This is a genomic window from Streptomyces sp. CB01201, from assembly GCF_002803085.1.
In the GTDB taxonomy this organism is placed as follows: domain Bacteria; phylum Actinomycetota; class Actinomycetes; order Streptomycetales; family Streptomycetaceae; genus Streptomyces; species Streptomyces hundungensis.
The window spans coordinates 264,598-278,221 of sequence record NZ_NNBJ01000009.1; the positions used below are offsets into that span (position 1 = coordinate 264,598).

General features: G+C 69.7%; 13 protein-coding genes and 1 pseudogene. 5 read left to right on the forward strand and 9 right to left on the reverse strand.

What is annotated here, in order from left to right; genetic code table 11:
• Positions 1 to 461: 461 nt before the first annotated feature.
• From CG740_RS20295 to CG740_RS39765, 4 genes are all read right to left on the reverse strand, one after another.
• Positions 462 to 1,775: a JmjC domain-containing protein gene (locus CG740_RS20295; RefSeq protein ID WP_100576596.1), complete on the reverse strand. Its 1,314-nt coding sequence runs from the start codon at positions 1,773 to 1,775 to the stop codon at positions 462 to 464.
• Positions 1,772 to 2,953 carry a hypothetical protein gene (locus CG740_RS20300; protein ID WP_100576597.1) on the reverse strand — a complete coding sequence of 394 codons (1,182 nt, stop codon included), beginning with the start codon at positions 2,951 to 2,953 and terminating at the stop codon, positions 1,772 to 1,774. The genes CG740_RS20295 and CG740_RS20300 overlap by 4 nt, the downstream gene beginning before the upstream one ends.
• Before the next feature lie 95 nt (positions 2,954 to 3,048).
• Entirely contained in the window at positions 3,049 to 5,478 is a 2,430-nt protein-coding gene (locus CG740_RS20305; RefSeq protein WP_159030360.1) for a DUF4135 domain-containing protein, read from the reverse strand.
• Positions 5,479 to 5,569: 91 nt separating this feature from the next.
• On the reverse strand, positions 5,570 to 5,731 hold the full coding sequence (locus tag CG740_RS39765; RefSeq protein ID WP_159030361.1) for a hypothetical protein: 162 nt from the start codon (positions 5,729 to 5,731) through the stop codon (positions 5,570 to 5,572).
• Between the two features lie 405 nt (positions 5,732 to 6,136).
• Here CG740_RS39765 and CG740_RS20310 point away from each other — a divergent pair.
• Positions 6,137 to 6,368 (forward strand): annotated as a pseudogene (locus CG740_RS20310) (IS5 family transposase); the annotation flags it as partial.
• Positions 6,369 to 6,452: 84 nt separating this feature from the next.
• Positions 6,453 to 6,623: a hypothetical protein gene (locus CG740_RS39770; RefSeq protein WP_159030362.1), complete on the forward strand. Its 171-nt coding sequence runs from the start codon at positions 6,453 to 6,455 to the stop codon at positions 6,621 to 6,623.
• 31 nt (positions 6,624 to 6,654) lie between these two features.
• Here CG740_RS39770 and CG740_RS20315 read toward each other — a convergent pair whose 3' ends face one another.
• The 5 genes from CG740_RS20315 to CG740_RS20335 form a co-directional block, all read right to left on the reverse strand.
• On the reverse strand, positions 6,655 to 6,909 hold the full coding sequence (locus tag CG740_RS20315) for a hypothetical protein (protein WP_159030363.1): 255 nt from the start codon (positions 6,907 to 6,909) through the stop codon (positions 6,655 to 6,657).
• A gap of 201 nt (positions 6,910 to 7,110) precedes the next feature.
• Complete coding sequence (locus CG740_RS20320; RefSeq protein ID WP_100576601.1) at positions 7,111 to 7,503, reverse strand: hypothetical protein; 393 nt, start codon at positions 7,501 to 7,503, stop codon at positions 7,111 to 7,113.
• Positions 7,496 to 8,359 (reverse strand): heavy metal-binding domain-containing protein, encoded by an 864-nt coding sequence (locus tag CG740_RS20325; protein ID WP_199846520.1) that lies wholly within the window; start codon positions 8,357 to 8,359, stop codon positions 7,496 to 7,498. Before CG740_RS20325 ends, CG740_RS20320 begins: the two co-directional genes overlap by 8 nt.
• Before the next feature lies 1 nt (position 8,360).
• Entirely contained in the window at positions 8,361 to 9,149 is a 789-nt protein-coding gene (locus tag CG740_RS20330; protein WP_159030364.1) for a heavy metal-binding domain-containing protein, read from the reverse strand.
• Between the two features lie 507 nt (positions 9,150 to 9,656).
• Complete coding sequence (locus tag CG740_RS20335) at positions 9,657 to 9,914, reverse strand: transposase (protein ID WP_234376388.1); 258 nt, start codon at positions 9,912 to 9,914, stop codon at positions 9,657 to 9,659.
• Positions 9,915 to 11,415: 1,501 nt separating this feature from the next.
• Between CG740_RS20335 and CG740_RS20350 the strand changes: the two genes are divergently transcribed.
• The 3 genes from CG740_RS20350 (at position 11,416) to CG740_RS39775 (ending at position 13,609) form a co-directional block, all read left to right on the forward strand.
• The gene (locus CG740_RS20350; protein WP_159030365.1) at positions 11,416 to 11,796 is read left to right on the forward strand and encodes a hypothetical protein; all 381 of its coding nucleotides are present in this window, start codon (positions 11,416 to 11,418) and stop codon (positions 11,794 to 11,796) included.
• A 149-nt stretch (positions 11,797 to 11,945) separates the two neighbouring features.
• Entirely contained in the window at positions 11,946 to 13,475 is a 1,530-nt protein-coding gene (locus CG740_RS20355) for a hypothetical protein (RefSeq protein ID WP_100576604.1), read from the forward strand.
• On the forward strand, positions 13,472 to 13,609 hold the full coding sequence (locus CG740_RS39775; RefSeq protein WP_159030366.1) for a hypothetical protein: 138 nt from the start codon (positions 13,472 to 13,474) through the stop codon (positions 13,607 to 13,609). The genes CG740_RS20355 and CG740_RS39775 overlap by 4 nt, the downstream gene beginning before the upstream one ends.
• Positions 13,610 to 13,624: the final 15 nt, after the last annotated feature.

The following is a 13,624-nucleotide window of genomic DNA, read 5'->3' on the forward strand; positions in this document are numbered from 1 at the left end:
AACGTCTCCACTCAGGTCCCCGTATGTCGTGCCGGGTTGTACGCGCTCGCAAACAGCCGGGCGCGTAGGGCCGGGATGCCCACTACAAAGGGAGCTGCCTGCTGGGGCGGCGAAATGAGCGACGGTTGCGGGTGCCTGCACGCGACGGCTCTACCTGTCACACAGCCCACCGCTGCCGTCCTTACGACAGTTCACAGGCGCACCGCGGCGACCATGGTCGCGATCAGGGCCGACACCAGGAAAAGCCTCAGCGCCGGCCACAGGGGATTGTCGTTGACGAGTGCCATGGTGAGTGCGCGGAAGCCGGCACCGATGAGGGAAGGCCTGCGCGAATCGCAGCGTCGCCTGCCGCCTCCACGCTGGGAGGTCTGAGTTGCGTGCGGAGAGGAAGCAGCGGGAGCGCTTCCGGCGGTCACTGCCCCCGACCGCGCCGCCGGCCACGGCGCCACGATGTCCTGCGGTCAAAGCCGGAGGACCCCCCGGAAGCTCTCCAGCACCTCCAGGAGGCGGCGGGCGCCCGGCCTGCTCGCGGGCAGTGTCTCGTCGGTGCACGTCGCGACGCCGTCGTCCGGGAGGGCGGCGAGCAGGTCCCGCACCGCGACGCCCGGACCGTCCAGGAGGTGCAGCATGCGGCGCACGTACTCCGCGTCCAGGGCAGTGGTCACCGCATGGCCGTTGGCCGCGCACACCCGCGCGCCCTCGGTCTCGCCCCACAGCACGGGGGCGGGGGCTCGTACGACGACCTCGTCGCTCAGAGGGCGCAGTTCGTCGGGCGGCGGGGCGGGGCGCAGGCCCCCGGCCGTCCAGGTCCGCAGGGACTGCACCACAGCCCGGTCCCGCATGCGCGAGGGCTCGGTGTACGTCCCGAATTCCGCGAGGGCCTGCTCGAAGACGGCCGGCAGTGCGGCGGTCGCGGGGTCGGGGACCGACAGGGGTGCGGCGGTGGCGGAAAGCCGTGCGAGTCCGACGTCAGGATCCATCAGGGAGCGGGCGTCATGCTCGACGAGCAGGTCGTCGAGGTCGTACACGGCACGGTGGTTTTCCCGGGGGACCCCGACGTTGACGCTGGTCGCCATCGACTTCCCCACGCTCTCGCCGACGTGGTAGTGGCTGGCGGGCCAGTACAGGAGGTCTCCGGGCTCCACCTCGGCGGTGAATGACTCGGTGAGGTAGGGGTCGTAGTCCAGGACCGTGGTCGCCCCGTGTGTCCAGGGGCGGTGCGTCCAGAACCGCATCCGTTTGCGGCCTTGCAGGGCGAAGAGGAAGGTGGCGAAGCGGTCCTTGTGCACGCCGACCGGTGTGTGCTCGTACGTGCCGTGGAAGAGGGTGGTGATCGCCCCCGTAGTCGGCAGGCCCACCTGTTCCCACAGCCCGGCGAAGAACGCCCGCTCCCGTTCCCACTGCGGGGCATGGAAGCTGTGGAAGGCGTGCACGATCAGCGCGTACCCGTCCTCACGGACCTCCTCGGCCGAAGCGGCCAGACGTTTCCCATAGCCCGTGAACGTGCCGTCCGCGGCGCGCGGCAGCCACTGTCCGGGGGTTGTCTGCTGGAATCGACCGACCGCGAACTGGGTGTGGGACGGGATGAGATGCGGGTCGGGGGCACGGGTGGCCCGCAATGCGGCCTGAAAGACCTCGTCCTCCTGGAAGGGGGCCCGGCGGACGCACTTGTACAGCACGGGCCGCCGGTCCCAGTACCGCTCGATGAACTCGGCCCAGTCGAAGCGCTCTTCTACGCTTACCCCGTGCCCCTGGTGCAGCTCCGTGCGCGTCATTGTTGCCCCCGGTCGTCCAGCATCTCGACCGCCCGAAGCCCCACCAGCTTGCCGAGGAGGGCGGGCACGGCGGTGTTGTGCTCGTCCGCGCCGACCGCGCGGCAGAGTTCGGCGACGGTCAACTCCCTGTCCGGGATGAGTTGTTCGGCGATCCGCTCCCCCGCGGCGCCACCCACGGGAAAAGCGTGTCCGCCGGCGGCCCAGATCCACCGGCCCGGACCGTCGGGTATCCGTACGATCTCCGCCACCACTTTGAAGCGTCGACCGACAGCCGGAGGGGTACTCGGGCGTGGTGGCGGCGCGGGGTCGAGCCCGGCCGCCGAACGCAGGGCGGCCCAGCGCAGCCGGAGCGTGCGGGCCGGGCCTCCCTGCGCCAGGGCTGCTCCTGCGGCCTCGCCGACGCGCGCGAGTTCGGGCGCGACTGCTGTCGGGCCGTCGGGCGGGGTGGGCGCGGGGAACGGCAGGAGGGGCACCGATCCGTCGTGGCCAAGGCGGTCGTGCACGGCGTCCGCGAGCAGGGTTCTGACCGCCGCCGTGGCCAGATGCCGCGCCCGGGGCACCTGGACGCGCAGGGTCACGCTGCGCTGCGCGTGCCGCTCCCGGCTTCGGTACCCCTCCGGCCAGTACAGCAACTCACCTGCGGACGCGGCCAGTTCGACGGGCCCACCTCCCGCCTCGGGCCACAGTTCCACCTCCATGGCCCCTTCGATGACCCAGATCAGGACCGCGTGCTCACAGGGGGCGCCCATGCCCCGGTCCCAGGTGAATTGTTGCGCCTCGGTCAGTTCGGACTCCACGGGCAGGCACGGCCAGCCGACCGCGCGCCACAGTCCGGCCAGCTCGTCCCGCACGGCCGTCCACACACCGTGGTCGAGGTGCAGCGGCTGGCGCACGCTCAGCAGGAGTCCGGGAACGGTCAACTCCCCACCGGCGCGCGCCAGATACTGCTGCGCGCTCTTGTCATCGGCGTCGGGCAGCAGCCGTCCGGGCGCGCCCAGCCACCCGCGCGAAGTGTGCAGGCGGACCTTCGGCAGCGCCCGGTAGACGGTTCCCGCGCGGAACGGCTCGGCCGACTCGACGATCAGCTCGTGGGCCCGCGCGGCGTCCAGAGGCGAGGGAGCGGTCAGCCGGGTCGGCCGTTGCCCCCAGTACTGTGCGGCGAATCCGTCCCAGGTCACGTGGCGCTGTCCTTCCGTCTCCCTCACGGCGTGCGTCTCCGACAGGCCGTGCGTCTCCCTCAGGCCGTGCGTCTCCCTCAGGCCTGCCGTCTCCCTCACACCGACACCCCGTCGGTGTTCGCGAAGCGCTCGCGCAGCCGCGCGGCATACTCCTCAAGCGGCCCCAGGCCCACACCGGCCCGGCGGGCGTCCACTCGGGACACGTCCTCGATGGGGCAGGGCACCAGTTCCCCCGCCACCTTGCGGAACTTCGTCCCGTACACCTGCTCCCGCCCCTCCTGCCAGCGCAGTGCGTCGGTCAGATACGCCACCTCACGCAACGGAACGTCGCCGTCCGCCGCAGCCGCCTCCACGAGCCGCAGGCAGCGCCGCTGGAAATCGGTCCGCGCCACCACGTGCTGGACCAGCCCGCTCGCTACGGCCGAGGCTTCGGGACCCACGAGCCGCTGCCCCGGCCAGCCGTGTTCCGCGATCACGCCATCGAGCCAGGTGGCCGCGGTGGCGGTCAACCGCCCTAATTTCTCTTCCAGTTCGACGTCCGCGAAGCCCCCTGCGGCCCACGGCGTGCGCAGAGCCGCGTCCACCCGGCCGAGGCGCAGCAGCCGCTCCCGGATGCCGTCGGGCGTTCGCGCAGTGTCCGCATCCGGCCCATCCGTCTCACCCATCTCGTCGATCCGCAGGCGGAGCTTGGTCTCGTCCCAGGTGTAGGTGATCCGTCGCCCGGTCCCTACCCAGTCGAAGGACACCTCGCCGTGGTGCGAGCCGTGCAGGGTAATCCGTACGCCGTCCCCGTGCAGGCAGACATCCGGCCCGGCCAGGTCCGCGAAAACGTGCTCGACGGCGCCGCGCAGCGCGAGGCCGAGCCGGGCCAGGTCGAGCCTGCGCCCCTCGCGCACGACGGCTGTCGGTGTCCAGCCGGTGGAGTCTGGCAGCTCGGCCTGCACGGCGGGTCCACCCGGCTCCGGGAGCAATTGCAGTGGCCCTCCGGCGGCCGTGCGGAAGAAGTACGGCACGTCCCCTCGCGCCAACTGGGCACGTTCATCCGGGGTGAAGACAGCGGCGGCATCGTCGCGGTCCGCGGTGAGGGCGTCGGCGTACTCCCGGGTGGGCCGGGCGAGGACGCGTACGACATGGTGCGGTGCGCGCTCCGCGACGAATGCGGCGATGCGCTCGCGATTGCGGCACATCAGGGTCCAGGCGTCGAACATGCCGCGCAGCATCGCGTCCAGGTAAGGCCCGTAGCCGACGCGCCCTTGGGTGTCCGCGACCACCGACCGCGTCCAGGTGCGCGCCAGTGGGCGAGTTCTGCGTGCCAGGCGCAGAGTTCCGTCGCTTCCCGTGGTCCAGCAGGTCGGCGGCCCGTCCAGATCGCACCAGCGGGGCACGCTCTCCAGGCCCACATGATGCGGGCCGCCGGCCGGATCCTGCACCAGGCCGGTGGCGGACAGCCGGTCCGAGTCGGTGAAGTACACCTCAAGGTCCACCGGGTACAGCAGCGGCTCGTCGTCCCCCGGCCGCGTCCCGGCCGGCAGATTAGGTCCGATGAGGTCGGCGATCCCGAACGCGAAGCCGGCTGCGGCGAGCGCACCGGCCCGGTGCCAGAAGCGCCGGGCCGCCGCCGGCTCCAACACCGTTCCCCGCAGGGCGAGTTCCTGGTCGGCGCGCAGGACGCCGATGGTCCCGGGCGGATCGATCCACTCGTGCCAGCTGTAGTCCGCCCCGCCGGGGCCCTGGCCCATCCGGCAGCGCAGCACCGGGAGCCGGACCGGCCCGGAAGCCATCGGCAGGCTGTTGAGCAGTGCGAACACCGAACCGGCGGGGGCCCCGTCGGCCTCATCGGCCTCGTCGGCGCCTTCGGCCAGGAACAGCACCTCGCCGGAGGCGGGCCGGGGCTTGTAGGCGAGCCGACCCCCTCCGGCGAACTCCACACGCAGGACCCGCCCGCCGCCGTTGTGCGTCTCATCGCCGTGAGCCCAGATCCCGCTCACCGGGCCGTCGAGCCCCGGCACATCGGGCAGCCCCGCCGCCAGATCGCGATCGAGGCGGGTCAGGAAGAGATCGAGGAAATGCTGGAACTGAGCGACGCGCAGGGCCGCGAAGTCGGCGGCCCGCCGCTTGCTCCAGGTCACGCACGCCTCGAAGATTTCCGTGCTCAGGGGGCCGAACAGGTCTCCATGGGCCACGTCGAGCACTCGGGGTGCGATCAGCTCAGCCCACCGGGGCGCGGCCCGCAGGCACCAGGTGTCGAGCCGCTCCATGGCCGCGGTGAGGGGCGCGAAGCGGGCATCGGCCAGCGCGTCGGCGAGCGCCTCGGCCTCCGCCGCGCCACTCAGGTGCCGCAGGACGACAACGGTTCCCTCCGGCCCGTCCGTCACGACGGGCGGGAACATCCCCTGGGCGCCTCCGGCGGCCACGGAATCCAGCACTTTCCTTGCGCCGTACGGGAGTTGACCGCCCTGGCTCCGCTCCACCTCCGGCGCTCCCGCCGAGCCCGGGGCGGGCAGCTCCCACAAGACGTCCGGCACCGCATCCCCACCCGTCCGCGCCCGGCACTGGCATAAAGGCACGGGCGGGGCCGCCGTTGCCGAGGGCACCGCCCGTGCTGTCGTGTGACGGTCAGTCGAGGATGCAGTAGACCCGTATACAGGTGCTGGCCTGCGGGGCGTCGGCCGCCGGGCTCTGCACGAGCTCCTGCTCAAGATCGCCGATCACCAGGTCGAACTCATCGTCGCCGACCGGCGCCGTGCTCTGGGGGTCCTGCACCGCAACAGCTTTCATCGTTTCCTCCCGACATATCAAGGACACACGGAACCACGACCGGCCGGATGTCCCGGCCGGAGAGCGGGGTCGTACGCAAGACTTGCTGGAGATCACAAGGCCGTTGGCCGCTGACAGCCTTGCAATGGCCCATGCACCTGTCAAGGGTTCGTTCGCCCACTTCACCGGCGTCGGCCACACGCCCCGGTGGGCGCCCGATCGGTCGGGCTCATACGAAAGCGGGGCACCTGCCTCATCGGCCGAACCTGCCGATCGGCTCTGAGTGCAACCGAGTTGGCGCCGATCCGTACCTCGGCGAGCCGACACAAACACCGGCACGGCCAGACCCGGACCCGCCGCTCCCACATATTCCCGGGCCCCGTCGTGCGTGGCCCGCCCATCCCCCCAAGGCCCGAGACGCCCCGCAATGGCCTTCTATGTCGCCTGGTGCGAGAAGCCGAAGGCCGCGATAGTGAGCCAACCGCCGTTCTGCTCCTGGCCGTCCGGGTCACTGCGGGGAGTGTTCTCCGACGACGTCGGCGGCATACATCTGATGTCCCGCATCGCCACCCCCACCCTCGCGCGACCAAAGCATGGGGCCGACTCCGGCTACCGCACCATAGCCATCAACCACGGCGCCCGCCTCGGTATCGGCATCTTCCAACGCGAACGCTGGCGATAGGGGAACCCGCCACGGCACCGAGGGGTCCGGGTCCCGATAAACGGTGGGCAGGATGCCGGCATGCTGCTCTGGCAGGAGGCCAGGACCATCGGGATCGGGATCGTCATGGGCAGTGGCAAGGGCAGCGGCAGAAGGAAGGGCGGCCCCGGAAGGGATGGCTACCTCAAGCCCGGCGGCAAGATGATGCGGCCCTCTCAGGCGTCCAGGGCATGGGCAACGTCACCGAGCTGACGAATGCAGGGGTCATCAAGGACCGTGCCCTTCAGCCCGCCGTCACTTCCGTACATCCGTTGCTACCGAACAGCGCCTGGTCCCAAGGCATGTTGAAGCTGAAGGTGAAGGGATCAAGATGATGCTGCTCGACCTTCCGCTTGGCGTCTTGGCCATGCCCCGCATAGCTGTCGCAGGCCTTCGCCAGCTGATTGCACGCCGCGACGAGATTCGTGACCAGCGGCTCGTCCTGCTCCGCACGCTGTGGAGGCACCCCCGGTCCGACCGAGTTCCTGAGGTACTGCAAATCACCCCTGCCGCCTCCCTGGGATGCCTCATGGCCGATCCAAGATCCGAGGTCCAAGATCCGAGGTCCAAGATCCGAGGTCCGACGTCCGACGTCCGACGTCCGACGTCCGAGATCTGTGATCCGCCATCCGAGCGCCGGAGGCCGGCCGGGAGAGCTGTTGCGAACGTGAGTCGGCACTGGTACGTGCATGGGTGCCCGTCAGGTCAGGAAGCGCTCGATCGCCTCGCGGGCCCGGGCGCTCGTGACCGCCGCGTCCGCCAGCGACTGTGCCAGGGCATCGATCCACTCGTCCAGGCCCACTTGGCGCCGGGAGAGTACGATTCCCCGCACCTCATGGCAGATCTCACAGGCCACCCGTCCCGGGCTCGTCCGCAGCGTGAGCCGCTGTTCCCCGAGGGCGACGTCCAGTTCGGCGACCCAACCCTCCCGCCCGGCCAACCGTTCCGCGAGGGATCGCCTGCGCTTGACGTGCACAGTGCCGGGCGGCAGTGAACCCGCCAGGTTCGTCGAAAGCACGTTGGCGTACAGGTTCAGGTCCGCGCTGTCCTGGCGGAGCGCAGCGGCCAGCAGTTCCACATCCGTCTCAGGCATCGAGGCTCAGCACCATGGTCGGACGGGCGATCACGTGGTCGTCGCGCAGCGGACGCACTGCCGTGCCGATTGCGAAGAACTCTGTGGTGTGGGTTCCCCAGGTGTGCGAGTGCTGCCTCAGCTGGACCGCGACGATCCCTTCGGCCTCCAGGGCCTGCCCCTCCGCCTGCATACGACTCATCGCCAACTCGCGCGCGTCGTAGAGCGCCTGGGTGAACGGCTCGATCTCGACGTTGCGGCCCGTGGTGCTCAGCGCCTGGGCGAAGCGCTGGTGCGCCACGTGGTAGACACACGAGCCCATCACCATGTCCAGCGGTGCGTATCCGGCCCGGATCAGTGTCCAGAAGTCCTGGCCCGACAAGTCGGAAGTGAACGGCTTGCCCTTGTTGTTGAGCCAGGTTCCGGTCGGCCCCGGATCCGCACCGTCCGCCTTGACCGCCGTACCGACGGCGATGAACTCGGCGATGTCCGAGCCGAATTCCTTGAATTCGATGTCCAGTCTCACCCCGACAATGCCATCCGCCCCCAAGGCGCTCGCCTCCGCCTCCATCCGGCTCATCGCCAGCTCGCGCGCGTGGTACATGGCTTGTGACAGCTTGGTCAACTCCTGATTCTTCGACCAACGGCCGAGCTGGATGCCGACGTGGTAGACGGAGGAGCCGAGTACCAGCCCGAGCGGGCGGAAGCCGACCTCGCGCACCAGCAGGAACTCGTTGACCGTCAGGTCCGAGGTGAACAGTGAGCCCCTCTCTCCCGGTTGGAGCTGAGCGAGCCGCCGCATCGCGTCCTCGGGTACGCCGTCCCTGGCCGTCTGTGCGGCTGCCCCGGTCGGTTCCTGTCCCGTTCGCTCGGTCATGTCAGCTCTCGCGCTCCAATCTCATGATGGTCAGTGGTCTTGGTCCACCGTGCCGCTCGGTGTGGTCGAACTTGGCAATCGAGGTGCCGACGAAGACCGCTTCCGCGCTGAGGTCGCGCGTGCTTCCGATCGTGAGGCAGTCGCGCTCCCACACCCGCAACGTCATGTCATCCACCACGATCCCGTCGCCGCCGTGCTTCGACGCATCCAGGGCCAGCTGTTCCCGGGCATCGTGGCGGACATGATTGATCAGCAGGGTGTAGCCATCGACCTCCTGATTCCCCGCTGTCCAAGGGACCCGGCTGGAGGTACGCCAGTCGTCGTGCCGCGTCGCGAGAGCGATACCGAAGGCGAGACCGGTGGGCACCCATCCGCTGTGCAGGAGCTTGGCGAAGTCCTGGCCGCTGAGGTGTGACGTGAAGGGCTGACGCGGCCGGACACGCGAGTGGGCCCGCACCGCGGTGCCCAGCGCGGTGAACTCAAGACCCCCCGCCGGAAACGCGCCGACTTTCAGGTTCACTCCGACGATCCCGTCACCGCCGAGCGCCCGGCACTCGTCCACCGCGCGGGACAGCGCCAGCCTGCGCGCCGTGTACATCGTCCTCACCAACGGGGCGAACGACGACCCCCATGCCGAGGACTGCGCTTTCTTGCCGTCCGCGGCCGACCACGTGCCCGGGCAGCCCCAGACGCCGGAGTACCCGATGTTGAACACGGCCGTGCCGAGGACCTGGCTTACCGGCTCGAACCCGACACCCTTGACCGCGGCGAATTCCTCCGCCGACAGCACCGAGTCCCATGTGCCGTCCCGGGGCTCCACCATCCCGTCGGCAGCAGCCCCCGGCGTACCGGCGTTTCCCCTTGAGTACGTCATCGACTCCCGTGCCACTGACCTCTCGGCTCACCGCGCGGATCGCGTCGCCGTTCGGCAGCGTATGCCATCGAGGAAATCAGCGGAACGGTGGCCTTGGGCTCCAGCGGCCTTGTCCCTACTGGCTCAAGTTGGGGCATGGACGCCACAGTTCAGGCGCCCCTGTGATGGCGACGGGCAGCCGCGCCCTGCGCTCCCGATCAGGAGGCGCCACCGCGGCCGAAAGCTGATCGCAGCGAGTGCATGCGAGCCGGTCTTGCGCGCCTTAGACCGAATGTGACGCGGAAGCCGAGAACTGCCGCAGCCCGGCGAGGAATTCGTTGTGGCGCTCGGGATCGTACGTCCGCATTCAGATGCCTTCTGGACCTCCATTTCCGTACCGGCCGCGGTGTCGACGGTGCAGTTCGTATACTGCCGATCTTTTCGTCAATTCGATGGGTGTGATGGGTGGATGGTGAGTCCGGTGTGGGTGAGAAATGACCAGGGGAGTTGTGGGTTGTTGTTGATGCGGTGGATGCCTTGTTCGGTGGCGTCGGCGACATCGGCGAGGTGGTCGCTGGCGAGGTTGGCGAGTTCACGCTTCTTGAGTGAGGACCACAGCAGTTCCACCGGGTTCAGCTCGGGTGCGTAGGCGGGTAATCGCTCAAGTGTGAGCCAGTCCTGCTCGGCGACCCACGCCCGCATCACCCGGCTCCAGTGGGCCGACAGGCCGTCCCAGACCGGACCCACTTAGATGCGACGGACCCGAGGCGACAATGAGACGTCTGATTCATCGAGGAACGAAATCCAGAAACGTGTGTGCACCGCCCTCATTTGAAACGCGATCACTCGTGGGAGACCCATCAGGCGATCTCCGACTCGTCCCATTCCACCACCCGACGCTCGGGCCGCTGAACACTCCATCCCAGCCGGCCGGTCAGCAGCGGCCACACGACGCCCGCGACAACACCACCCCCCCTCCTCCCGCTCCACGACGGCCCCGACCCGCTCCAGGGGCCACGAGTCAACCTCAAAACCATGCGCCCGGGCACCCTGTTCCAGCGCGGCCCGGCCACCTCGACCTGTGTGTCGTCCACCTTGGGCGGCCGCCCGATCGCCGCACGCCGCCGCAATGCCGCCCTGCTCCCACACCGACGCCAACGCCACACACTCTCCGCGCACACCCCCGCTGCCCGCGCGACCTTCATATTCGAGAGGCTCTCCTCGCGCAGTTCTACCGCTCGAACATGACGCGCCTCCGCCAACTGAGGCCGCTTCATCCGTCCCACCATCCGGTACTGCCTGGCCGCAACCCGCATGCACCCGCACCACCCCGCCGAATACAGAGCCTGGCCGTCCTTGCCGATGGTCGGCGTGACGAATCCGTCGGCGGGGACCGAGGCGCCGTAACCGAAATGGTTCGTCTCAACGATACGGATTTCGAGCGCGGTCTCGGCCTATTTGAGGAAGTAGACAGTCCGGAGTCCTCAAACCGCCGTGGACGATACAGACGTCGCAGTCGACGAGTTCCCGTATGGGAGCCTCAGCGGCGGGCCTTTCGGTGTCGGGCCTATAGACGACGTGTTTTGTGCGCGTTCAACGCATTCAATGAGTGATCCTCAAGAGAGGATCACAGTTCGAGCTGTGGTTTACACCGTTTCGAGAGCTATCCTCGACAGGCCCGGATTAAGGTTCTTGAAATGTCCGACCGTGGAGCTCCGCTGGCGCTCGTAGCTGGCGGCGGTTTCTTCGTCGGCCACCTTCACGGCCTGATCGCAGTTGGCCCACGGCCGGTCGAACCACTCCTGCTAAGGGCTGTCCCGTAATTGAAGAACCGGTGCTAAGGGGTAGTCCGCGAGCTCGTATGCAAGTCTGGGTTCACCTGCCGCCCGACTTGATCCATGGCCATTTGACGATGCAGACCACGACAGGGGCAACGAGCATGGCCAACAGCCACAGGCCCACGCTCGCTGGAGAGTAGATGTAGCAGCGCCAATGCTCTGGCAGAGGCGACGGCGCGAGTAGGAGCAAGATCAGTGTGGCCCATGTGGCCAGCACGGCTGCTGCCATGCGTGCTGCAGTCATCTCTATCGGCCCCCTCACGGTGCTCATCTCGTTGGATCGGATGATAGGGCGACTGAGATGATCTTGGCGTGGCTGGTGTGATCACGGCGTCGGAGCCGTCCTGGATAGCCACGTTAGGTTCTTGGTGCGCGGGCCTGGCAGCACCAGCCTCGACTACCGGTTGGAGCTGGTCCTGGAGACCATTGGCGATGGCCGTCCTTCGATGACGGTGGTCAGGTATACCCGGCCGGACGGCACCGAGCAGTCACTGCTCGTGCCGGTAATACGCGGACGGTTCGGGCCGCCCGCCTCGTACGTGCGCCTGCTGGGCTTCGACGGCGCGTCGACTCTGACAGCCTCCCAAGCCGTCCCGGTCACCTCGGACAGCTCCTGGGCCGCGGCGCGGGTCGCGGCCTCGGTCGGGGCCGCACTCAACGAGGCGACGCGCGAGGCCTGGCGGCAAGTACGGGAGGTGCTCGTGGATGAGGGCCTGCGAGCCGTGGTCGACCGGGGGCTGCGGTGAGCAGTGGGGCGGGCGGCCCGCGCGCCGAGCCGCCCGGCGGCAGACCGGAGCCGGACCGACCGTGGCACAGGCCGGCGGGCTCTGCCCGGCAACGCGCGGCCCGACCGGCGCTGGAGCGCCTGCTGAGAGGTGCCACCAGCCCGCAGTCCGTGATCCGGCACGTGCTGCTGGGGGATCCGCCACTGTGGTGGAGCTGTTGCGGCGAGGCGGCACGGGTCGACCCCGGATGGCTGTCGGGCTCGCGCTGCGCGGAGCTGCGTGACTGGCTGAACGCGACGGCACCGGACTCGGGCGCCGGGTCCGTCGGGTCGGTCGATCATCCGCTCCTGCTGGCCCGGGCGCTCGCAGCGCCCGCGGGCCGGGTCTCCGAGCACGACCCGGGCGTGTGGGAGCTGACCACGGCCTGGGAGCGGAGCGGTCTGCTCTGCGCCGACGCAGCGCCGGGGCCGTTCCGTCCCTCGGGTAGTGGGCTGGCCGGGCTCAGCCCGCGGCTGGCCAACTCGTTGAGTTCCATGCTGGACCTGATCCAGCAGACCGCAGGCGCGGGCCTGGCCGCCAAGGGCGTACTCACGATCGCCGCGCTCATGCTGGCAGGGGTCGAACCGCGCGGGCAGCGGGCCGTTCGGGTTGCTGTCGTCTTCGCCCGATCGTCCGGAACCGCCACGGTGGACGCACCTGCCTCCGACCCGCAGGGCCCGCAGGGGGTGACCGGCGTCCTGGAGCTGAGGGAATTCCCCGCCGGACCGCCCGGGTTGTATCCCGACCCGCGGACGATGGACGGCGTGCGCAGCCCGAACGGTGAGTTCGCCGCCGCGCTGGGCCATGCCTGGCGGTTCGCCGGGGAGCGGCGCTGCGTACTGTGGCGCGTCGTCCTGTCCGACGGGCAGGTGGCCCCGGCCCGGCTCGAAGGCCCGTCGCTCGGCCTGGCCTTCGCGTTGGGCCTGCGCGAGCTGATGCGCAACCGGCGGCCCGGACGGCCCGGTTTCGGCGGGCTGCGCCGGCTCTTCCGCGGGCTGCGGCCCCGGACGGCGGTCACCGGTGCTCTCGACGGAAGTGAACACCTCGTCAGGATCGGCGACTTGGAGGCCAAACTGCTGGCCGCTCGCCGCGGTGGTCTGCGGCTCGTGGTCCCCGAGGCGGACCGGCTGGACGTCGTCAAGGCGCCCGAGCCCGGTGATGTCAGGTTCGCCCGGACGGTGCGTCAGGCCGACCGTTACGCACGCCGGTACCGCATGGGTCGCCTCGCGGTCGCCCTGGCCCTGGTCGCCGTCGGCAGTACCGGTACGGGGGTGGCCGTCCACGAGCACGGCAACAGCGCCCGGCAGCACGCGGAGGCCCGGTCGCGGCAACTGGCCGCCCAGGCGGCCCTGCTGGACCAGTCCCAGCCGGACGTCGCCAAGCAGCTGCGGATCGCAGCGTTCCGCACCGCTCCCACCGTCGAGGCCTTCGACGCCCTGACCACCGGTGTCCGCCTGCCCGGGACGATCGCCGCGCCCGGCGTGCTGCACGTGGCGGTCAGCAATGCTCTGCTCGCTGTCGTGGCCGACGGCCGGGTCCGGTTGTGGCGCCGCTCCGAGCACCGGTTCGCGGCGATGCCGGCGGTGTCGGGCAGATCACCGACGGGGCTCAGGCGAGCGGCAGGTTCGGCACCGTCTCGGGCACCGTCGCCACGGGCGTGATCACCGCCACCCATGACGGTCCGCTGCTGCCCGCCGGCCCGCTCACCTTCACCTTCGACTCGGCGCACGACGCGATCACCGCCCTGCACATCAATGGGTGCGGAGCCAAGGCAGCGGTCGGGGTCTGCTACTGACGGCCGCGTTCCTCA